The sequence below is a fragment of the Flavobacterium sp. JAS genome (genome assembly GCF_020991455.1).
Lineage (GTDB): Bacteria > Bacteroidota > Bacteroidia > Flavobacteriales > Flavobacteriaceae > Flavobacterium.
This window is the reverse complement of the sequence record NZ_JAJMOX010000003.1, coordinates 431,581-455,615: the sequence shown is the minus strand read 5'-3', so window position 1 is coordinate 455,615 and position 24,035 is coordinate 431,581. Positions and strand designations below refer to the sequence as shown.

The following is a 24,035-nucleotide window of genomic DNA, read 5'->3' as shown; positions in this document are numbered from 1 at the left end:
AGTTACATTAATAGTAATTGCTAATCTTACATTACTTTCGCAAGTCGTTGTTGGATCTTTTATTGCTGCATAATAGGTTCCAGATGTTAATACTGTTGCTGGTGGAATTAAATTTCCTCCTGTTAAAGCATTGTACCAAACAATATTTGTCGCTGGACTTACATCAATTGATGCAAATGTTGGGGCATTTACCAAACAGAAATTCTGTGTTGTGTTGGTAATTACTGGTGTTCCCGGATCAGTCACGGTTACTGTTACTAACAATCGAACTGAACTTTCGCAACCTGTAGCAGGATCTAAAATCGCCGCATAATAAGGACCATTTGCCAAAGCAGTTGTTGTTGCCAGCGCTGTTCCTCCTGTTGATACATTGTACCAAATTACATTTGCCTCATTTACCTGAAGATTTGCAACGGTTGGATTACTTACTAAACAGAAATCTTGCGTTGTATCATTCGTCGTTGGCGTAGGAGGATCATTAACAATTACGGTTACTATTTTAAGTTCGCCATTTTTATTCTGACATGTATTGTCACTTGTAACAGCTACATAATAACTAATAGGACTCATAGCCGTTGTTAATCCTGAAGCTGTTAAAACTCCTGTACCACTAACGGTATAAGTTACTCCTCCAATTACTCCACTAAAAATAGGCTGAGTTTTATTAGCATCTAAATACCAGAAGAATACTGGATTGGTCAAAGTACTTGTTGGTGTCAATACCGCATCTGTATCATGACAAATAGAAGCATTATCTACCACAATATCAGTTTCAAGTGAAGTTGGTAAAATTGTGAATGTTACTTGTTTTCTATCGGCTTCCATAGTTTCACAAAACTCATCAGAACTAACTCCTACATAATAAGTATAAGTTCCAGGAGTTAATCCTGTCAATACTAATTTAGAAGTTGTTTCACCAGCCACTACCACACTTGTTGTACCGTCAAATTTATACCAGTGATATACTGGGTTAGTAAGTACTGGTAAAGCATTTAAAACTGCATCTAATGTTACTTTACCATCTTCGGCACAAATTATAGTATTGTTTCCTCCATTTATTGTCACATTTGCTATTGCACTTGCAGGAGTGGTTGCTCTTACAACTACAGTAACTTCACCTCTTTCTAAGGCTGGACAGCCATAACGAATTGGTTGAATATAATATTTATATGTACCAGGAGCTAATGTAGCCGGAAGTGTATAAGTTTGACCAGTGGCTACTTGGTTTCCTCCTGTTGGAGAATCATACCAGGCATAATTCGCACAAGGTTTTGGCGGAACCGTGAGCGTAATATCTGTTCCGGGGCAGACCGTGACTTTATTATCAGGATCACTTCCAATAACTTTGGTATTTGTTACACGATCAATTGTGTGAACTCTAAGTTCATCTAAAACACTTGCAACTCCTCCAAAAGTAATTACAACTTTATCATAAGGCTCCGTTTGAGGTGCAACGATTGTCATTGCCATCGTATCTCCTGAAAGTAATTTTAAAGTCAATAAGCTGCTTGTGTTTTCTATTGGTCCACCAACAGGAATATTTCCTGAATAAAGCTGAATTGTGAATCCAGTAAGCAAATTAAGATTTAAAATTGTTCCCGGTTTTGAGATCGTAATTCTTAAACTATCACCAACCATAGATGGTGTTCTAAATTTTGCTGTAAGTTCAGCGGCAGCAAGTACACCTACTCCACTAAACATTGTTGCATAAGTCGCAACATCTCCATCAGCAACATTCCAGGCATTAGAAACACCAACAGTAGCTGTTAATGCTCCTACTCCTAAATCTCTTACTCCGTAGAAAATATCTTCTATATCACCTTTTCCACAAGCAATTTGAGTTACTTGTTTACTATAATGAGCGTCATAAACATTGATGTTTTGTGCAAGACTAAGAAGAGATCCTAGTTGCACTCTAATACCATCATAATCCTGAGGTCCAGAAGTATTAGAAGGAACAAATGTAAATTCGAATGAATTTTGACCTGGCAATAAGTTCAGTAATGATCCTGAAGCTGATTGTAAAGTTCCAATATCAATAGGATTATTAGAGCCATCACGTTTAGTACCCACTACAGAAATACTTTGCGCAACTGCAACTGCACTATTGGCTAAGCCTAATTTTACTGTTACAGGAGTTCCTTTAGCAATAGTTGTTGGCCATTGTAAAATTTGCCATGTAGTTCCTATACCTAAAAGTCCTAAACCGGTAGTTATTGTAGCGAATGTACTTGGATCACCATCAACAGCCAAAGGTCCATTTGATACTCCACCAGTTATAATTGACCCTGATGATTGTGTATTAGCATATACTCTTTCTAGTAATGCATCACACGCCGCTGGATCAATAACGCTAATGGTAACTGTCTGGCTAGTAGTACAAGTTCCACTACTGGCTATTACAGTATAAGTATAAACACCTACAGTATTAAGGATTCCTGTATTATTTGTTGGTAAAACATTACCTTGAGGATCATACCAGGTAATTGTTCCATTAGATGTTGCAGATAATGCAACTGAAGTTCCTGTTGTAACTGCTATAGAATTTGTTACATTCGTTAAGGTTGGCAACGGATTAATTGTAACTGCTACCGGTAACTTAACCGAAGGACAATCAACACCTGTTGTTTGGGCCTGAATTGAATAGTTGCCATTAACTGTAATGTTTGCCGCAGCTTGCTCAGTTATTGGATTATTTGAAGGATCAAAGAAAGTATAAGTTGTATTTCCTGATGTATCAAAATTTGTAATAGCATCTTTTAGATTTGCTTTAGCACAACCAATCAAAGTTGGCGTAACGGTCAAAGCCGAACCTACTGGATAGTTTACAACAACTTCTTTTAATGTTCCGTTTATATTCTCGCAGATTCCTCCGTTAAGAACCGAAACATAATAAGTATAAGGAGCGTTAGCTGCAATAAGTCCGCTAATTGTCAGAGCTCCTGTTGTGCCATCTTTAACATAGGTTACTCCCGCTATAGTTCCAGTTGTAATCTCCAGTGTTTTATTTTGATCTGTATAATATTTGAATGTAGCTCCCGCTAAAGCTGATGTTGGAGCCAATACAATACCTCCGACACAAGAAGCCGTCAAAGGACTTGCAATTGTAATATTTGCATCCGTTGGAACATCTAATACATTTATCGTAACAGGCTGACGAACACTATTAATACATCCAGCACGCGTAGCTTCTAAATAATAAGTTGTAGTTCCAGCTAATGGAAGAGTTGGATTAACCGCTACTATACTTCCTCCTGTTGGAGAGTCGTACCATGCAAATGTTTCCGTTCCGGTAGAAGATGCTGATAATGTAGCAGTTCCTCCAGAACAAATTGGAGCCGTCGCTCCTGTTATTGTTGCATTTGGAAATCTATAAGAAGCGCCATAAATATTCAAAGTAGTTAATAAACCTACTAGTGCTCCTAATCTAATTTCAACTTTATTAAATACTGCAGATGTTGGAAAACTAACTTTAAATTTATTTCCTGACAAAACCTGCAAATTCAATAGATTATTGTTTATTGCAAGTCTATCATTATTATAGACAACTCCATTATAAGTTGCAATACTAACAGATCCCAATAATGCCAAATCAGCAAGACCTCCAGGTAATTCTAATTCGATATCTATAATATCTCCAGCTTCACCAGGTGTAGGAAAAGTTAGTTGTTGTTGTATGTATGAATTAAGTACTCCCGCAGTTATAGTTAAAGAAGCAAATGTATTTGCATTTCCGTCAACAGAGTTAGCGTCATTAGCAGAATTACATAAAACACATAATAAGCCGGGATCGACAGTTACTGCTTGTGCATTGGGTTGTAAACAACTGCTAATTGCACTAATTACGATAACATTAATTACAGCTCTTGTACTACTCTTACAACCTGTTGCTGAATCTGTCGCCTCAACATAAAATGTTGTATTTGCTGTCAAAGCCGGACTAGGTGTATACGTACTGCTATTACCTTGTAAAAGATTTCCTGCCGTTGGAGCATCATACCAGTCATACTGAAACCCGGCAGTATTTGTTACAGCCAACATCACACTCTGACCTGACTGAATCACTACACTTGAAGATACAGGAACAGGTGCTGCAGGTGGTTGACTAACATTTACACTTACAGGTGTACGTGTTGTGCTTAAACAACTTCCAATTACAGCTTCAACATGATAAGTTACAGAAGCAGTTAAACTTGGTGTTGTATAACTAGTACCTGTAAATACTAAATTTCCGCCAGAAGCCGCATCATACCAATTATAGGTCGTGCCTACAACCGGATTTTGAACCACAATTGTAGTTGTTTCTCCACTACATAAATTTAGCGGAGTTGGAACAACTGAGGCTGGTGCTATTGGATTATTTACTGTAACTACAACAGGATTTCTTTCGCTGTTTACACAACCATTACGAGTAACTTCTACATAATAAGTTGTATTAGTTGTTAACGCCGGAGTTGTAAAAGCTGCGGTACTAGCCAACAAATTTCCTCCTGTTAAAGCATCATACCATTTTATAGTTTCTCCTAAAGCAGTACTAGCTGTTAACGTTGTTGTTAATCCACCGCAAATCGTAGTGTTACCAGTTATAGTTGGTGCTTTATATCTATAAGTTGCCTGATAAATATCTAAATTTGTTAAAGCAGTTACCAAACCGCCTAGTCTAATTTCGACACGATCAAAATTAGCACCGGCAACGATACTAGCTCTAAACCGATTTCCTGATAGTAGCTGTAAAGTAACCAAAGGATTAGTCGCAGAAATTCTATCATTGTTGTAAGTTGCGCCATTATAAGTTGCCAAACTAACAGCTCCTAATAACGAAAGATCAGCAATACCTCCTGGCAATTCCAATTCTACATCTACAATATCACCTGTTTTTCCAGGATTATTAAATTGTAATGTTTGTTGAATCCATCCGTTTAATAAACCTACCGGAAGTGTAAGTCGAGCAGCTGTAAGACTATTTCCATCCACAGAATTGTCTGGTGTTGTAGAAGAGCAAAGTAAGCAAAGTCCGTTTTGACTTGTTTGCTGACTATTTGCTTCTAAACATCCTCCTAATGCAACAGGCAAAACTGTTACAGTCACAGGCACTCTCGTAGCACTAACGCAGCCACCAATAGTATTGCGTGACTCAACATAATATGTTTTAGTCGCCGTTAAGATTGGAGTAGTAAAACTATTAGAATTTCCCAGTAATTTTATACCTCCAGTAGGTACATCATACCAATCTAAAACAACATTAGCCTCAGGTGTTGAGGCATTTAAAGTAGCATTTTGTCCAGATAATATCGTTACACTTTGTGTCAGTACCGTGGCAAGTGCAGGAACCGGAGTCGAGGTAACAGAAACCGCAGTTCTGGTTGCTGTTTTACATGCCCCAATTGAAGCCTCAACATAAAAATTAGTAACACCAGTTGGTACAGTCGGGGTATAAGTCGTTCCGGTTGCCAATGCTACACCATTTGTTGGCGTGTTAAACCAGGAATAAGTCGTTCCAGGTACCGGATTTACAACCGATAATGTAGTTGCCTGAGTTGGTCCCGAAGAACAAATCGCGGTGCCAGTACTACTAATAGTTGGTAATATAGGATCAATAACAGTTATAGTTACCGGTAATCGCTCACTGCTTTCGCAACCCGCAACTCTTGAAGTACTTACATAATAAGTAGTTGTAGTTGTTAAAGTGGGTGTTGTAAATGTACCAATGTTCGAAAGTGCCGTGGTAGATGTTGGAGAATCATACCAGGCAAGTGTTGTTCCAGCAGCTGCAGTTGCAGTAAGTGCAATAGATTGACCAGAGCATATAGACTGTGTCTCTCCTCCGGTAATAGTAGGTTTTGCAAATTGCAATCGTACATCATAAATCCTTAAATTTACTAATAAAGATAAAAGCCCTCCCGATTGAATTTGTATCTGATTGGCATCTCCGGGCAATGTGTATTTGATTACCGCAGTATTACCACCAGACAATAATTGAAGATTTAACAACGGATTATTCATCGCAACCGAACCACCAACATTAGCTGGTCCGTTTTTTGCCTGAATAGTCGCATTTGATAATAAACCAACATCTAACAATCCATTTCCTTCACCAAAATATATTACTATTTGGTCTCCTGCTTTTGCAGTCTGGTTAAAATGTAATGTTTCTTGTGCAAAACAAGCCAAACCAAGCGTGTTTGTAATTGCTGCGTAAGTTGTCATGCTTGAATCAAATGCATTATTTGGATTCGTGACACTCATTCCTAAGCATAAAAGGCCACCAGTACTATTAGTCTGTGAGTCTGGTCTACAAAAAGTTTGCGCAAAGTTTTTATTGCAAAAAAGCAATAGAAACAGCAAACCAAATAATCTCTTCTTTACAATGAGATCATAAAAAGTAAATGTTTTTTTCATAATTTGGAAGATTAGAAAATGGACAATAAAACACCTCTTGCGATAAGCACGTATGCTTAAGCAATTCAAAAAACGTTAAAACTCAATTAGTTAAACCCTAAACGTAAAGCCTTATTAAATAAGACAATAAATTAAATTTCATTAAAAAAATTATGCTGTATTAATTAAGTATACCGAAGCATACTAAAGAACATCTTCTATCCTGTTTGAATAGAAAATAGCTCAAAACTTTTGAGAAATACTGATCTTAATCAGACTTCCTAAAGGAATGATTTGCAGAAGGTTTAATTTTCAAAAGAAAATTTACGTTTAGATAGAATTTTGGGGATATTCTATTAAAAATATATAGTATGATTCAATAATTATAGAAAGTTGATTAATCAATCTATATTTTAGAATAGAATTCTAAATATTGAATGCATTATCATTCGTATAAAATATTTCGGATTTACAGAAATATAAACACAGGAATACTATTCATTAACTCGAACGCTGGCTGGGGTTCGGAAATGAAAAATCAATATAATGAAAAAAGTTATGAAATAAACTTACTAATGAAGTAAGATCAAGTTTGGGGATAAACTTAATTTTATTCAGGAGAATAAAAAATAAAGCTAAAAAAATATGGACACCTAATGCAAACTTGATGAAGAAAGTAATTGTCAATTCCATAAGCAAACTAATTAAATTATTAGCAAAATTTTCAACTTTAAATTCTGGCAAAACCTAAAATTACAATTTGAATTAATTTTAAAAAAAAAGTAATCAAATAACTTAATCTTAGTTGTTCTTGAAAAAGTAGACAAAATCACTTTGTTTAACTTTTCTATTCTAAAATTAGAAAAAACAAACTTACAAAACAAGCCTAAAATTCTTATTTTTTCAATTTTAAGAAAGACGAAGATCTCCTTAAAACTTCAAAATATCATAAAAACCAATAGTTTTAAAGCAATAATGAATGTTATGGTTATCACAAAAAAAAACAAATTTTTTCATAATTTTCTAATAAAATAAGTAAAATCCTACTTTTTAAATACGGCAATCGATTGAAATTGAAATAAAAGTGCCTAAATAAAGACTAAAACCTGCATTTTTCAATACAAATAAAGATTCTTTAAATAATCCAAAAAAAAAGCGTAGAAATACGGGTGAAAAAAAAATAAAAAGTATAAACAAAAGTTAAAAAAATAAAAAAGAGGTAAATAATTAAATATCAATTATTTACCTCTTAAAACATTCTATAATCAAAACTAAGACTCAATAATAGTATTAATTTGAGTAAATAATTGTCCGTCGCTTAAAAATGCTCCCTGTTGGATTAATTCAAAAATAGATACATTTCTATCTTCTGTAAATACTTTTTTTCCAACTTTCATTTCAATGTTCTCCGTAAACATATTATCACTCAGCCACTGTAAACCATCTTTAGTCAAAAAATCAGTTTCCGGAACCAATGATTTCAATACTATCGACTGAACATGCTCCTCAAAACACTGAAACAAAAAGATATGATTTTTAGAGAAATGCTCTAAATATTCAGCTCTTGATAAAACACCTTCCCAAATTAAATCTGAAAAAACATCTAACTCCTGTTCAGCAACTTCCGGTTTATTTAATTTAAGAGAATCCCACTCTGTTTTATCAATTGCCTGAGTAGCTAAAAAACTAGCGAATTCTGCGTGCAATTCATCAAATTGCTCTTTTGTTAATCTTGCGTATTTCATTGTTTATTTTTGTATTAAAACACCTTTAAAAGAGCTTTTATAAAATTTTATAATCCATAAAAAAGCCCTCGCAAATGCGAAGGCAAATTTATAACTTTTTTTGCTTTACTAAAAAATGTATCTGATACCAAATTGAGCCTGCCATCTCGAGGTTAAACTCGCATCGTAACTAAAAGTTTTAGTTTGTGTATTATTAAATGTATATGTTGGAGTATTCCCCACAACAGTCACCCCAATTGGCTGAACACTTGTTGGCACCTGAACAACTCCCCAATCAGAATTTATTAAATTACCAAAATTCAAAATATCAATACTGAACTGAATTGTGTTCTTTTTTTCAGATGCTGATGAAATCTTAAAATTATAATCCTGCATCAATTTAAGATCACATCTTCCTCTCCATGGAGATATAGCACCATAACGATCCGCATATTGCCCTCTGTGGTTTTTCATATAATCATCCTGAGAAATAAATTTATCAAACGCCTCACCTTGTCCTGGTGCGCTAAAATTCATTAAACCTATTTCTGCAGTTGTTGGTATATAAATTAAATCATTTACAGCAGAACCGTCTCCATTAATATCACCTCCGTAAGTATAATTAAAACGTCCGCCCTGAGCATATTCAAGAAAGGTTGAAACGGTCGTTGCCCATTTATCCTTTCCGTATTTCCATTTTTTAGAAGCTACACCAATAAAACGATGATTATCTCCATATTTAGAATTTGAAAGAACAGCATTGTTCACATTTCCTAATGCCGGATTAAAAGCAAAAGCATCACCTGTAATCTCAGCTTCAATAGAATTCACATCTTTTGATTTTAAATAATTATAAGCAATACTTGCATACAAACCATTTTCAAAAGTTTTTTGCACTTTAATCGTTGCATTAAAAGCACTTCCTTTATTCGAATTAGTCATTACATAAGCATTATTTGCACCGTGATCAGCTGCAACATAAATTGCTCTGTTATCGATACCAGCCAATGTTCCTGTTGGAGGCTTTAAACCCCAATTTTGAACCTGTACCGCATTAATATCTTTATTATAAGACAAATCAAGTGTCAGGATATAATTACTCTTAAATCTATGATCAAAACCTAAGCTTGTTCTCCACACTTGAGGCCATTTATAATCCGGATCCATAATTTGCAAAAAGCTATCATCAGCTCCACTAACCTGATTTCCTAACCAAACAAAAGGAATTCTACCTGTAAAAATTCCAGATCCTCCACGAAGCTGAGAAGTTGCATCACCATTTACATCCCAGTTAAAACCGACTCTAGGTGACCAAAGAATCCTGTCACTTGGCAAATCTGTAGAAATCAACTTAACAGCCTGACCTGTTTGCGGATTATAATAATCAATATTATTATCGCGACCTGAACCACCGTTATCTGTATCAATATATTTCTGAATCAAATCAGCAGTATTAAAATACAATGGTTTATCAATTCTCAACCCTACAGATAATTTAAAATCATCATTTACACTAAAATCATCCTGAGCATAAAACGCCAATTGACCAACGTTTAATTCAGCCAGTTTCCATCCGCCGTCAGTTCCAACTTCAAACTGACTTTTAGTATTAAAAACGTCTTGTGCATACTTAAGATTTTGCGCAATAATACTTGTAGCATAAGGTTGAGCTGCATCATCTAAAAAGTCTTGTGTTGTGAAATACGGAGTAAAAAAAGTTCCTGCATATCCATTCGGGTTACCAAAATTATCATAACCAGCTAAGTTAAACGAGTTTTTAAATCCGAATTTCTCAAAAGAAGATCCAAAAGTAAAAGCATGTTTACCAACTGTGTAAGTCAAATTATCTGTAATTTGAATTACTTTTTGATCTAAAGTATTATTGATCGAAAATGGCTCGTGACCCGCAATAATATAGTTAGAACCAGCACCATCCTGAATATTAATTACCGGAGCCGGAACTGAAAATGGCACTCTGTAATCATTAAAATGAGAATATCCTGCCTGTAATTTATTCGAAACACTTTCGCTGAATTTTGAATTCAACTCAACTAAAAATGAACTTAAATTATTATTGATTTGATATCCTGAATTTTGAAATTGCAAAATCGAAGCATTTGGACCTCTAAAACCAAGTGCAGTTGGGTGAGCTGTTTTATCTTTTGAAGCATCCAGAAAATTATAAATAACAGCCAGTTTATGATTATCATTTATATTCCAATCTACCTTAATAATTCCTTTATTTGAGTTCGATTCATGAATAAAACCCTGATAAGCTCCTGTGTTATATCCTAATTTTGCCAAAGCGTCTGAAACTGCAATTAAATCAGATTCCATAACTCTGGATTCATTAATTCCGGTAACACCATCGTTGTTATTAGCCACAAAATTTGATCCCAAATCACTTCTTCTGTCAATTTCGAAATTTCCGAAAATAAATAATTTGTCTTTAATAATTGGAGCGCCTAAACTAAAACCTGCCTGAGTTTGTTCTAATGTTGGAACGAATATTTTTTCTCCCTTAATTTTATCCCCGGTCAAATCCTGATTTCTATAAAATGCATAAGCAGTACCGTGAAACTCATTTGTTCCGGATTTTGTAACTGCGTTTACAGAAGCACCAGTAAAACCAGATAATGTAACATCGTAAGGAGCGGTTGCAACCTGAATTTGCTCGATTGCATCTAATGAAATTGGCTGAGCGCCTGTTTGACCTCCCGGAGTTGCAGCATCTAACCCAAAAGGATTATTAAAAACTGCGCCGTTCAAAGAGTAATTATTATACTGATCGTTTCTTCCTCCAAAAGAACCACCGCTTGCAGTTGGCTCTAAACGGGTAAAATCTTCAGCCGATCTTGAAATTGTAGGTAATGCAGTTAGTTCTCTTCTACCAATTGTAGTTTCTGCTCCTGTCTTTCCGCTTTTAAAAATCTTGTCCTTAGCTACAATTTTAACCTCATCCAAAGCCTGACTTTCATCAGCCAATTGAACAGCCAGATTAAAAGGTTTTCCCAAATCAAGATTGATATCAGTATATTCCTGATTTTGAAACCCCACAAAAGTTACTGTAATTTTATAAGGGCCTCCAATTCTCATATTCAAGATACTGAACCTTCCATCTTCATTGGAAACAGCTGAATATTTAGTTCCTGTAGGGGTATGAATTGCCAAAATACTAGCACCCGGTAATAGTTCATTTGATGAACTCTTTACAATCCCCTTAATACTCGAAGTCGTGGTTTGCCCAGTAGCAACGGCCAATGAGAACACACATAACAATAATGCAAAGATCTTTTTCATTTTACTGATTTTGAGTTAGTTGGTTAAACTCAAAATTAGACAAAAAAAAACCACTCTTAAGAGTGGTTTTTATATTTTATTAACAAGAAGTTAACAAAATGTTATTTTTCAGCAACGATTTCGTATGCTAATTCAACGATAACATCTCTGTGTAAACGCACATTTGCAGTGTATTTACCAGTACGTTTAACGATACCGCTAGTGATGAATTTTCTATCAATTACTTGTCCACCTTTAGCTAAAGCTTCAGCGATATCAATATTCGTGATTGAACCGAATAATTTTTCACCACCTGCTTTTGCAAAAAGTTTAATTTCAATTGCTTTCAAAGATTCAGCTAATGCTTTTGCGTCAGCAACAACTTTAGCTTCTTTGTGTGCTCTTTGTTTTAGGTTTTCAGCCAAAACTTTCTTTGCAGAAGGTGTAGCTAAATGCGCGAATCCTTGAGGAATTAAAAAGTTACGACCGTAACCAGCTTTAACTGATACTACATCATCTTTAAATCCTAAGTTTTGTACGTCTTGTTTTAAAATAAGTTCCATGTTGTTGTCCTTATATTTTAGAAGTTAGGTTCTGCATAACAGAAACCAGCGACTAGAGTTTTTAAATTATTTTAATAAATCGGCCACGTATGGCATTAAAGCTAAGTGACGAGCTCTTTTTACAGCTACAGAAACTTTTCTTTGGTATTTCAATGAAGTTCCAGTTAAACGACGAGGAAGAATTTTTCCTTGCTCATTAACGAATTTCAATAAGAAATCAGCATCTTTATAATCGATATATTTGATTCCTGATTTTTTGAAACGACAATACTTTTTAGTTTTGTTAGTTTCAATGTTTAAAGGCGTTAAATATCTGATATCTCCGTCTTTTTTTCCTTTTGCAGATTGCTCTATTGTAGACATAATAATTAAGCTTTAGTAGATTTTAATTTGGCTCTTCTTCTTTCAGCCCATGAAATAGCATGTTTGTCTAAACTTACAGTTAAGAAACGCATAACTCTTTCGTCACGTCTAAATTCAGTTTCAAAAGCAATTAGAACTTCTCCAGCTACTTTGAATTCGAATAAGTGGTAAAAACCACTTTTTTTGTTTTGGATTTCGTAAGCCATTTTTTTCAGACCCCAATCCTCTTTCGATACCATTTCAGCTCCTCTACTAGTAAGAAATTCTTCAAATTTCGTTACTGTTTCCTTCACCTGAACCTCAGATAAAACGGGATTTAAAATGAAAACAGTTTCATAATGATTCATAAATACAATATTTATTTGTTAAAATTGGGTGCAAAAGTAACCATAAAATTTAAATAAACAACATTTTTTGACTTTTATTCGTCGTAATGCAAAAAATACACGCTCAGTCTAGTTTTTTTTACAAAAAAATAATACATTTACTACTGCTATCCTGAATTTATTCTAAATTTTAAATGTTATGAAACTAAACTGTGTTGTTGTAGATGATAGTTCTATACAGAGGACAATTATTGCAAAATTAGTTAATAATCACCCAGGTTTGCACTTAATCGGGGACTTTTCTAATGCAATAGAAGCAAAAAGTTGTATCTCTCTAAATAATATCGATCTAATATTCCTTGATATTGAAATGCCTGTTATTAACGGTTTTGACTTCCTTGACGGATTAAAATCAAAACCACAAATTATATTTATCACTTCTAAAGCCGAATATGCTTTAAAAGCCTTTGACTATGATGCGACAGATTACCTGCAAAAACCTATTGCAGTCGATCGATTTAATGCTTCTGTAAAAAGGGCAATAGACATGCATCTGCTTAGAAAAGAAGTAAAAGAAGAAGAAGGCGAACACATATTCATCAAGAGTAATCTTAAAAAACTTAAAATTTTCACCGCAAAAATTAAATGGATTGAAGCTTTTGGAGATTATGTAAGAGTGGTTACTGAAGATGATAGTAATTTGGTACTTTCAACAATGAAATCTTTTGAAAACGATCTGTCAAAAGACAAATTTATTCGTGTACACAAGTCCTATATTATCAATATTGATAAGGTAGAACGCTTTAATAGTAAATTTGCCGAAATTGGTATTACCAAAATTCCACTTAGCCGAAACAAAAAAGAAGATTTAGTAAAAGCATTGTCAACGTCGCCATAATTTAATAAAAATCGACATTACCAATTACCTTTATAGCTCTGTATTGCGCAACAGCCTCAAAACTATTCAACATTTTCTGAATAGTTTTTTTTGTGCCTGCTAGAGGTAGATTGTTCGGAATCTTTATCAGAATCGTTCTGATGTATTCATTTCTAATTCTGCTTATCGCTGGTTCTTCAGGTCCTAAAACAGGCATGTTCAGGTTCTGACTTAAAACCTGATACAACCACATCGAACCTTCTTTTAATTTTTCAAATTCGCGGTGTTTCAATGTCAGTTTTATAATTCTGAAATAAGGCGGGTATTTATAAATTTGTCGGTCGTATAATTGCTCCTTATACATACCTATATAATTATGGGTTGTAACTTGCTGAATTGTATTGTGATTTGGATTATAAGTCTGAATCACAACTTTTCCTTGTTTTTCAGATCTTCCAGCTCTTCCCGCAACTTGCGTCATCATTTGAAAACTGCGTTCAAAAGCTCTAAAATCAGGATGATGCAGCATATTATCTGCATTCATTATTCCAACCAAACTTACATTATCAAAATCCAAACCTTTGGCCAGCATTTGTGTCCCGACCAAAATATCTATTTCACGGTTTTTAAAAGAATCTATTATTTTCTCAAAACCGTATTTTCCACGAGTGGTATCCTGATCCATTCTTCCGGTTTTTGCTTTCGGAAAAAGAGACACTAATTCTTGCTCGATTTGTTCCGTTCCAAAACCTTTTGTAGTCAAATCAATGCTCGAACAACTATGACAATGCGTAGGTTTTGCAATCGAATACCCGCAATAATGGCAACGCAATTGATTTTTATGTTTATGAAAAGTCAAACTCACATCGCATTGTTGACAATGCGGCACGTGTCCACAAGTCATACATTCGATTATTGGCGAATATCCACGTCTGTTTTGAAATAAAATCACTTGTTCACCTAAAGACAAAGCTTCAGCAATTTCTTCTATTAAAAGATCGCTAAAATGCCCCGTCATTCGTTTTCTGAAATGCTTGTCTTTCAAATCGACTAAAAGAATTTCAGGCATTCGAACATTATTATAACGCTCCGTAAGTGTTACTAAACCGTATTTATCCGTTTGCGTATTAAAATACGTTTCAATACTTGGTGTTGCAGAACCTAAAAGCACTTTAGCATTATGAAAGTTTGCCAAAACAATTGCAGCGTCACGAGCATGATAACGAGGCGCAGGATCTGTTTGTTTAAAAGTCTGTTCGTGCTCTTCATCAACAATCAACAATCCTAAATCATTAAAAGGCAAAAACAAAGCCGACCTCGCTCCTATTACAATCTGAGCCTTTTCTGAATTTTCAAGCGTTTGTTTCCAAACTTCTACTCTTTCGTTATTACTGTATTTAGAATGAAAAACAGCTACTTTATCACCAAAATGAAGTCGCAAACGAGAAACTAATTGTGTTGTTAAAGCAATTTCGGGCAACAAGTATAAAACCTGTTTTCCTGTAGCTAAATATTCTTCAATTAATTTTATATAAATTTCTGTTTTTCCGCTTGATGTAACACCATGAAGCAAACAAACTTCTTTTTCTAAAAGACTATTCTTAATTGCAATAAAAGCATTTTCCTGAGGCTCACTTAACAACAATTGTTTATCTGAAGTTTCACCCGTAAAAGAAACACGATCGTGCTGCAAAAGATACTCTTCAAAGATTTCCTTGTCAATCAAAGCTTTTACAGTCGCAGAAGCTGAACCCGAAACCTCAACTAATTTCTTTACCGTGATAGGTTTCTTCTCAGAAGCCATGATTTGAAAATAAGCTAAAACAATTTCCTTCTGTTTATTAGCACTTTTCAGAACTTCTAACAATTCTCCAAGGCCATTATCCGATTCGTACTTCGCATGCAATTTTACATACCTAACCAATTTAGGTTTATAACTTTCCTTAATTTCTTCTTCTAAAACAATGATATCTTTAGCCATCATTTTTTGAAGAGTCGGAAGAATATTTTTCTTATTTAATATCGAAATAATCTCTTGAATTTTAAGCGAGCTTTGATGATGTAATGCTTCATAAATCAGGAATTCATCATCAGAAAGTTCAGAATCATTTACTACGATTTCCGCTTTAAGCGAAATTGTAGTTTCACTTTCTAATAATAACCCTGTTGGGAAAGCACCACGATACACATCGCCAATACCACACATATAATAATTCGCCACCCAAAGCCAGTGTTTAATCTGGGTTTCGGTCGCAATAGGTTTTTCGTCTAGTATTTGATGAATTTCTTTAGCGTCATATAAGTTCGGCTCATTTTGATGTATATCAATCACCAATGCCGTATATATTTTACTTTTACCAAAAGGTACCGCAACCCGCATTCCTTTTTTAATGAAATGAAATTCGGCCTCAGAAATACGATAAGTAAAGGTTTTGGCTAAAGAAAGCGGTAAAACGACTTCGACAAAAAACATGGAAATATTTTATAGGTTTTGAAAGATTATTTTTTATCTGAAACTTTTGCCGCATTATATTCCTGAGCCATTTTCAGAGTATATTTTAAAGACGCTAAGTCTTTAAAATCATCGTGACCCGTAATAATATATTTGGGATTTTTAAATTTTGATTGCACTTTTCCTATTGATTTCTCCCATTCTTTCACATCGGCATCACCCAAATATCCCAAATCTTTCGCTTCGGTACTTTTGATAAAACAACCTCCGTAAAGTACTTTTTCTTTATTAAACCAAACTACAATATTATCCGGAGCATGACCTTTTCCTGGATAGTAAACCTCAAAAGTATGCTGCCCTACCGTAAATGTAGTATCATTCGGGATCACAAATTGAGCTCTTTTTTCGTTATTCTTTTCAAGAATCTGATCCGTCAATTTTATGGTATACGTTTTAATTCCTTTTTTACCGTAAAATTCCAAACCTCCTGCCCTGTCTTCATGAGAATGCGTTGCAAAACACATCACAACTTCTTTATGATGTCTTGCTTTTATACTATCTAGTAAAGGCTGAAATTGTGTTGTATCCCACGGAGCATCAAACAACACAACGCCTTTATCTGTAACCAGATACATGGCATTTGCCGAAATCAATGTTCCTTTATAATCATGAAACGTTTTATAAACATAAAAGTCACCTGTTAGATGACTTATTTGTAATGGCGAATTCTTAGACTGAGCAAAACTATTGGATAGTATTGTCAGAAATAAAATTATCGATGCTAATTTTCGCATTTTTATTTATGTAATTAATTTTTTACTCTGCTCCAATATTGAGTTCTTCCCATAATAGAAATCCCAACATAACCGCGAAGTTTAAGTTTATCTGCAGACTCTAATGCAATATAGCATTTGTATTTTTTACCATTTTGAGGGTCTAAAATTGTTCCTCCACTGTATTCAGAACCATCCTTTTTAAGTCCGTTAATGATTACCAGACCTAAAATTGGCTTGTTTTTATCCGCACCATCACATTTAACACAAACATCTTTTTTATGATCGGCACGAAGTATTTCTACGACTTTACCATAAAGCTTTCCTGATTTCTCGTAAATCTCCACAACTGACTTTGCTTCACCTGTTTCATCATCAATTGTTTTCCATTTTCCAATAACACTTTGGCCTTGAATTGTACCTAAGGTTAAAAAGAAAATACCAATTGCTAACATCCAATTTTTCATATTATTTATTTTTTTTTTGTTTTAATTTTCTGATAGAGGCATTCAATTCAAACCCCAAAAGCAGAATCATACAGTTTATCCAAATATAAAACATTAGAATTAATAATGTACCAATTGAACCATAAAGTTCATTATATTTTGAGAATTTTATAACCCAAATCCCAAAAAAGAACGAAGATATAACAATTAAGATGGTCGTAAAAACAGATCCAATGCTTATAAAAGGCACTTTATTGTATTGCTTTGTACCATAACGCAATAATATTGAAGATGTTATCAAAATCATCAAAGCAACAAACAAATATCGTCCTAAAATAATCAACGGAATGCGATCACTCAATACATCCTGAATGATTGTTTTTTGAATAAACACCTCAAAAACGACAATTGTTGCCACCGTTACAAACAATATAATGGTCATAACAAGTGAAATTGCCAACGCCACTAAATACTGATTCAGAAAACCACGTTTATCAAAAACGTGTTTAGAAGATTCAAAGCCGCTCAAAATTCCGTTAATACCATTTGCCATCAAAAATATAGAAAGCAAAAATCCCGAAGACAGTAATCCCGAGTGACTATTGTTTAAAATATCACTAATAATTTTACTAATTGCATCGTAGGTATTTGGCGGAACACCCTGCTGTACAAATTGCAAAAAATCCTGCTGAAATCCTTCAATCGGAATAAACGGAATTAAGTTTAAAATAAACAGTGCAAAAGGAAACAAAGCCATAAAAAAACTAAAAGAAACCGCACTCGCATGATACGAAAATGCGCCTTCGACGATACCAATAGTATACATTTCGAGCAAATCGTACAACGAAAAACCTTCTAGCCAAGGCAACTTTATTTTTTTTAAAAACCGGGCTATAGAACGCACCACAGGAACTTTCTCAACCCGATCTTCTATTTCTTTATACATATATATTTTAGATTTTAGAGTTAAGATTTTAGATTATTTTAAACTCATAATTCATAACTCACAACTCATAATTTCTTCCTAAAAAGCCTTCAAACTCAAATCCATATTGTAAATTGAATGCGTCAATGCTCCTGACGAAATATAATTTACGCCGCATAAAGCATATTCGCGAATCGTTTTTTCGTTGATATTTCCAGAAGATTCTGTTTGACATTTTTTACCAATTAACTGAACTGCTGTTTTAGTATCCTCATAATTAAAGTTATCGATCAGGATTCTATGAACGCCATCACTCAAAAGAATTTCACGGATTTCATCTAAATTTCGGGCCTCAACAATAATTTTCAAATCAAGATTATTAGCTTTCAAATAATCCTTGGTTTTCTTTATTGCCAAAGTAATTCCGCCTGCAAAATCGATATGATTGTCTTTAAGCATCACCATATCATAAAGTGCATAACGGTGATTTTCGCCTCCGCCAATCTTTACAGCCCATTTTTCCGCAGCTCTAAAGTTTGGAGTTGTTTTACGAGTATCTAAAATTTTAGTTCCTGTTCCGTCTAAAAGCTGCACACATTGAGCGGTCTTTGTAGCAATTGCCGACATACGCTGCATGGTGTTCAAAACCACTCTTTCAGACTTTAAAATCGATTGTGAGCTTCCTGAAACCTCAAAAACCACATCCCCATATTCTACATGCGTTCCATCGTCAATAAAAGTCTTGATTTTTAATTTTGGATCTACATATTCAAAAATCATTTTTGCAAGCGCAACACCAGCAATAATTCCCTGATCTTTTACCAATAATTTAGCTTGACCATGCGCCGTATCAGGAATACACGCCAATGAACTATAATCTCCCGTGCCTACATCTTCTCGAATTGCATTACTAATCAATAATTGTAATTCGGCTTGAAATTGTACTTCGCTAATCATTTTTTCTTAAATTTTATAAGATGCTAAAGTAGGACATATTTTGGGGATTTGAAAGTTAAACCTCTGCCAAAAAAATTTAAACATCAAAATATCTGAAAATATTAGGCAGAAAAGTATTAAAATTCTCTAACACATAGAAACATAGTTTTTGAATGTATTAAAAAGACGTTTCTCTTTCATAAATTCATAATGACGCTATGTGATAAATTCTATATTTTTTCAAAAAACCTCAATTTTTCAATTTTAATTCTATGTTTCTATGTGTTTAATTTTTCAATCAAAATCTACAACTTTAATTCAAAACATTAAATATCTTTGATGTTCATTCAAACAAAATCATGGGATTAATTAAAGATATTTACTCGGTTACTTTTTACGAAAAATTTGGTCAGGCTGTCGCCGAAGTACATCCAACATTCGACAAACAAAAATTTATCGAAGCCATTTACAAAGGCGATTTTGCCCAAAAAGAATGGAAAGATCGTATGAAACACACTACAGTAGTTTTGCATCAGTTCATGCCTCAAAATTTCCCTGAAGCCGTTTTATTAATTAACAAAATCATTGAAAATCTCAAGAAAAACAATTTCACCGATGGAAATCTTGCCTTTATTTTCTTTGCCGATTATATCGAAATGTATGGCTTAGATGATTTTAAAACTTCGGCGAAAGCCTTTGTTTCTATTACACAATTTATTAGTTGCGAATTTGCTGTTCGTCCTTTCATTTTAAAATATAAAGAAAAAATGATCGAAGAAATGACAAAATGGTCGTTGCATGAAAACCATCATGTACGAAGATTGGCAAGCGAAGGAAGCCGTCCGAGATTACCGTGGGCAATGGCGATTCCGTACTTAAAGAAAGATCCAACTTCTATTTTACCTATTTTAGAAAATCTAAAAAATGATCCATCAGAATATGTGCGCCGAAGTGTCGCCAATAACCTAAATGATATCGTAAAAGACAATCCCGAAATAGTTCTGGAAATTGCACAAAAATGGCGCGTAATCAGCAAAGAAACCGACGCAATTATTAAACACGGTTGTCGCACTTTACTTAAGCAAGGACATCCTGAAATTCTGAGCCATTATGGTTTAGAAAGCACTAACATTGAGCTTTCTTCTTTCGAAATCAAAACACCAATCGTAAAAATTGGAGATTATTTGCAGTTTCAATTTCACTTAAACAATAAAAATAACGAAGCCAAAACCGTTCGTTTAGAATACGCCGTTCATTATAAGAAATCAAAAGGACATTTGGCTAAAAAGGTATTTAAAATCAGTGAAAAAATCTATCAGCCAAATCAATCAATCAAGGTAGAAAGAAACCAATCTTTTAAGATCATCACAACCCGAGTTTTTCATACAGGATTGCATCAATTGTCTATTATAATTAATGGAACTGAAAGTGAGACTTTAAAGTTTGAGTTGATTGAATAACAACAAGTTTTATAATCATTAGGGAGTTAACCGCCCTGTTTGTCATTTCGACGAAGGAGAAATCCTCGCGAGAAGCTCTATAAAGATTGGATTTTCGTTGCGGAGTTACTTGCGAGGATTTCTCCTTCGTCGAAATGACAAAAAACCGAAATATTATAAAAAATGAATTTGGACAACTAGCTATTTTCCTTACTTTTATAAATAATACAAAAAACAACTTTTCTTAATCTAAATTAAGTTACAGATTGTGACTACAACTGTAATTTTGCTTTCAACTAAAACGAAGAACATGTCAAATATCAGTTTAATTATCGAAGAACGTGCTGCCAATATTGGCAACTTTATGGTAGGCAGATTATTGCCTTTCCGCGAAAAAAGAGCCGTTGGACCATTTGTATTTATCGATCACATGGGACCGGCACATTTAAGTGATCATGAAAATATGGATGTTCCTCCGCATCCGCACATTGGCCTTTCTACACTTACTTTTTTGTTTGAAGGAAGCATCATGCACCGCGATAGTTTAGGAACCGAATTAGAAATAAAACCAGGCGCCGTAAACTGGATGACCTCTGGAAAAGGAATCGTACACTCTGAAAGAACGCCGGAGTATTTAAGACATACTGATAAAATGCTTCACGGTTTGCAAATTTGGGTCGCGTTACCAAAAGAATTGGAACAAATGGATCCTAATTTTGCTCATGTTGAAGCCGATGATATTCCAGCTTGGGAAGAAGACGGAGTTTCGTATAAATTAATTGCCGGAGAAGCTTTTGGCAAAAAATCACCAGTTCCGGTTTATAGTCCGTTATATTTTATTGAAATCAAGAGTACCGAAGCCAAAAAGATCAATATCGGAAAAGATTTATTCGGCGAAAGCGGATTGTATATTTTAGAAGGAAGCATTAAAAGCGGCGAACATGTTTACGATCCAAAACAAATTTTGATTACCAACGACAGCACTTTATGTGAGTTTGAATTAGCAGAAAACAGTACGGTTTATATTTTTGGAGGAACTCCTTTTCCTGAAGAGCATTTTATCTTTTGGAATTTCGTTTCATCAGATAAAAGCCTCATCGAAAAAGCCAAAAAAGACTGGACAGAACAAACTTTCCCTAAAGTTCCGGGTGAAACTGAATTTGTGCCTTTACCAGAACCCCGAATCAAATAAATTATGAATACTATATCAGCACAAATTGATACACGCTTGTATCGAACAGAAATAACATCTGCCAGCGGAAATATTTTAATTTCTGATGAACCTCAGGAAATTGGAGGCAAGAATTTAGGATTAAATCCAACAGAGCTTTTAGCGGCATCATTGGCTTCCTGTACCGTAATTACTTTGCGAATGTACATCAATCGCAAACAATGGGAAGTTTCTGAAATAAATGTCAAAATTGATTTTGAAAGAGATTCGGAACGAAATGTAGCCGTATTTATCCGAAAAATCGAAGTAATTGGCGAAGTCGACGAAACACAAAGACAAAGATTAGAAACGATTGCAAATAGCTGTCCAATTCATAAAACACTTACGCATTCAATCGAAATTAAAACCACATTAATATAACCCATCATGGAAATAAATCAAATAAACGATACAAGAAGAGGCTATTTTGAAGCTATAGAAGACGGAAAAGAAGCCGGAAAAATGACTTATACCTGGGCCGGAGATTCAAAATTTATCATAGATCATACTGAAGTTAGTGAAGGTTTTAACGGAAAAGGTGTTGGTAAAAAACTGGTTATGGCTGCGGTTGATTATGCAAGAGCTAATAACATAAAAATTATTCCACTTTGTCCTTTTGCGAAAAGCGTTTTTGATAAAACTGCGGATATTCATGATGTGCTTTTTTCTTAAAGGCACTAAGGTGCTGAGGTGCTAAGTTTCTAAGTTTTTTTAACCGCAAAGTTCGCAAAGTTTTTAGGTAAAGCTTTGCGAACTTTGCGTTTGTATTAAGTCTTGCAGATAAAAAACCTTGCGTTCTTTGCGGTTAAATCTATATATCGAAAAATCAAATTTTCAAATCTCCTCAAAAACCATTACATTTGCATGTAATTTAAACTTAGAGTATGACGAGGATAATTACACTTTTCTGTATTTTCATAGCACAAATCGGCTTTTCTCAAACGGCTGAAAATTATTTAACTAAAAACAGAAATAACGAAGCTCTCTTAACAGCTTTCTTTCAACAAATGCCAAAGGGCGGCGATTTACACCATCATTTTTCAGGATCAGTTTATGCAGAACCTCTTTTGGAAAGAGCAATTGCAGAGGATTTTTATTTGAATCTGGAAACCATGGCAGTCTCTAAAACCAAACCTGCAATTGGCAATTGGCAAACATTTTCTTCACTTAAAAATGAAGGCAAACTAGCTTTCTACGAACAACAAGTAATGCAAACCTGGTCTGCTAAAGATTATAATGGTGTTTCGGTTCCTTCTGACGATTTGTTTTTTGACTCTTTTCAAAAATTCGAACCTACTATCAAAGGTCATTTTTCCGAAGGCATGCTGGAATTAAAAAAACGTGCGATTGCTGAAAACGTAAGTTATATCGAAACACAATTATCAACGATTCCGTGCGATATGAACGTTTCTGATTTAACTGATTTCAATTCGAAACTACGTCAGGCAGCAGCTCAAAAAGACGAAAAAGCTGTTCTGAAACTTTTAGACGAATTGTATAAATCAATTCAGCAAAAAGATGCTAAAAAATACGCTACAGACTTCAATACTAATTTCATTGCAAAACTGCATAAAGACTTAAAAATTGACGACGACAAATTCACAATGCGTTATCAAAATTTTGTGCTTCGTTTTATGGATCCGGTTGATTTATTCAAAAACCTGACGATTGCCTTTATCTCGGCAAACGATAGCAAACTAGTTGCAGGTGTGAACATTGTTTCTCCGGAACATGGTGAAAATTCTATGAAAGATTATTGGCTACACATGCTAATGTTTAAATACTGTCATTCTAAATATCCTGATGTGAAATATACGCTTCATGCGGGAGAATTAACTTTAGGATTGGTTCAGCCAGAAGATTTAACGTGGCATATTAACGATGCAATTTATGTTGCCGGTGCTAACAGAATTGGACACGGAGTTGATATCGCTTATGAAGCCAATTCATACGATTTATTGCGTTATATGGCAAAAAACAACATTCCGATTGAGATCAACTTAACAAGTAACGAATTCATTCTGAAAGTAAAAGAAAACAGACATCCGTTTACACTTTACAAAGAATTTAATGTGCCAATCGTAATTAGTACTGACGATGCCGGAATTTTAAGAACAAACATGACAGAACAATATGTTTTGCTTGCCAAAAGATATCCTGATGTTTCGTATGCTACGATAAAACAATACGTTTACAACAGCATCAATTATAGTTTTATTCAGGATGCATCAGTTAAAAAGCAATTATTAAAAGACTTAGACGCAAGATTTAAAACTTTTGAATCAAATTTTTCTAAAAACTAAATAAAAATAAAATCTGCTAAATCTGCTAAATCTGCGAGAGA

Annotated in this window: 16 protein-coding genes and 1 pseudogene; 6 read left to right on the top strand and 11 right to left on the bottom strand. The window is 34.3% G+C overall.

The window, feature by feature from the left end:
• From LPB88_RS05995 to rpsF, 6 genes and pseudogenes are all read right to left on the bottom strand, one after another.
• Positions 1-6,399, bottom strand: a pseudogene (locus tag LPB88_RS05995) (hypothetical protein); the annotation flags it as partial.
• A 1,250-nt stretch (positions 6,400-7,649) separates the two neighbouring features.
• Positions 7,650-8,123 (bottom strand): DUF6495 family protein, encoded by a 474-nt coding sequence (locus tag LPB88_RS05990; RefSeq protein WP_230713489.1) that lies wholly within the window; start codon positions 8,121-8,123, stop codon positions 7,650-7,652.
• A gap of 108 nt (positions 8,124-8,231) precedes the next feature.
• Positions 8,232-11,402 carry a carboxypeptidase regulatory-like domain-containing protein gene (locus LPB88_RS05985; RefSeq protein WP_230713486.1) on the bottom strand — a complete coding sequence of 1,057 codons (3,171 nt, stop codon included), beginning with the start codon at positions 11,400-11,402 and terminating at the stop codon, positions 8,232-8,234.
• A gap of 101 nt (positions 11,403-11,503) precedes the next feature.
• Positions 11,504-11,944, bottom strand: a complete 441-nt coding sequence (gene rplI / locus LPB88_RS05980; RefSeq protein ID WP_230713484.1) for a 50S ribosomal protein L9 — start codon at positions 11,942-11,944, stop codon at positions 11,504-11,506.
• Between the two features lie 66 nt (positions 11,945-12,010).
• Positions 12,011-12,307 carry a 30S ribosomal protein S18 gene (rpsR, locus tag LPB88_RS05975; protein WP_002987043.1) on the bottom strand — a complete coding sequence of 99 codons (297 nt, stop codon included), beginning with the start codon at positions 12,305-12,307 and terminating at the stop codon, positions 12,011-12,013.
• 5 nt (positions 12,308-12,312) lie between these two features.
• Positions 12,313-12,654: a 30S ribosomal protein S6 gene (gene rpsF, locus LPB88_RS05970; protein WP_007810575.1), complete on the bottom strand. Its 342-nt coding sequence runs from the start codon at positions 12,652-12,654 to the stop codon at positions 12,313-12,315.
• Between the two features lie 178 nt (positions 12,655-12,832).
• Here rpsF and LPB88_RS05965 point away from each other — a divergent pair, with 178 nt between their 5' ends.
• Positions 12,833-13,531 (top strand): LytTR family DNA-binding domain-containing protein, encoded by a 699-nt coding sequence (locus tag LPB88_RS05965; protein ID WP_230713481.1) that lies wholly within the window; start codon positions 12,833-12,835, stop codon positions 13,529-13,531.
• Between the two features lies 1 nt (position 13,532).
• Here the strand turns inward: LPB88_RS05965 and priA are convergent, their stop codons facing one another.
• The 5 genes from priA to nadC all read right to left on the bottom strand — a co-directional run bounded on the left by priA (position 13,533) and on the right by nadC (position 19,063).
• Positions 13,533-15,983: a primosomal protein N' gene (gene priA, locus LPB88_RS05960; protein WP_230713478.1), complete on the bottom strand. Its 2,451-nt coding sequence runs from the start codon at positions 15,981-15,983 to the stop codon at positions 13,533-13,535.
• A 26-nt stretch (positions 15,984-16,009) separates the two neighbouring features.
• Positions 16,010-16,756 (bottom strand): subclass B1 metallo-beta-lactamase, encoded by a 747-nt coding sequence (gene bla-B1-FLAV / locus LPB88_RS05955; RefSeq protein ID WP_230713475.1) that lies wholly within the window; start codon positions 16,754-16,756, stop codon positions 16,010-16,012.
• A gap of 14 nt (positions 16,757-16,770) precedes the next feature.
• On the bottom strand, positions 16,771-17,202 hold the full coding sequence (locus tag LPB88_RS05950) for a DUF2147 domain-containing protein (protein WP_230713473.1): 432 nt from the start codon (positions 17,200-17,202) through the stop codon (positions 16,771-16,773).
• Between the two features lies 1 nt (position 17,203).
• Entirely contained in the window at positions 17,204-18,127 is a 924-nt protein-coding gene (locus LPB88_RS05945) for a YihY/virulence factor BrkB family protein (RefSeq protein WP_230713472.1), read from the bottom strand.
• Positions 18,128-18,205: 78 nt separating this feature from the next.
• Positions 18,206-19,063 carry a carboxylating nicotinate-nucleotide diphosphorylase gene (gene nadC / locus LPB88_RS05940; protein ID WP_230713470.1) on the bottom strand — a complete coding sequence of 286 codons (858 nt, stop codon included), beginning with the start codon at positions 19,061-19,063 and terminating at the stop codon, positions 18,206-18,208.
• 338 nt (positions 19,064-19,401) lie between these two features.
• Here nadC and LPB88_RS05935 point away from each other — a divergent pair, with 338 nt between their 5' ends.
• The 5 genes from LPB88_RS05935 (at position 19,402) to LPB88_RS05915 (ending at position 23,994) form a co-directional block, all read left to right on the top strand.
• Entirely contained in the window at positions 19,402-20,502 is a 1,101-nt protein-coding gene (locus LPB88_RS05935; RefSeq protein WP_230713468.1) for a DNA alkylation repair protein, read from the top strand.
• A 289-nt stretch (positions 20,503-20,791) separates the two neighbouring features.
• Entirely contained in the window at positions 20,792-21,673 is an 882-nt protein-coding gene (locus LPB88_RS05930) for a pirin family protein (RefSeq protein ID WP_230713466.1), read from the top strand.
• Between the two features lie 3 nt (positions 21,674-21,676).
• On the top strand, positions 21,677-22,072 hold the full coding sequence (locus LPB88_RS05925) for an OsmC family protein (RefSeq protein ID WP_230713464.1): 396 nt from the start codon (positions 21,677-21,679) through the stop codon (positions 22,070-22,072).
• A gap of 6 nt (positions 22,073-22,078) precedes the next feature.
• Positions 22,079-22,363: a GNAT family N-acetyltransferase gene (locus LPB88_RS05920; protein ID WP_230713462.1), complete on the top strand. Its 285-nt coding sequence runs from the start codon at positions 22,079-22,081 to the stop codon at positions 22,361-22,363.
• A 212-nt stretch (positions 22,364-22,575) separates the two neighbouring features.
• Positions 22,576-23,994 carry an adenosine deaminase gene (locus tag LPB88_RS05915; protein ID WP_230713460.1) on the top strand — a complete coding sequence of 473 codons (1,419 nt, stop codon included), beginning with the start codon at positions 22,576-22,578 and terminating at the stop codon, positions 23,992-23,994.
• Positions 23,995-24,035 lie beyond the last annotated feature (41 nt).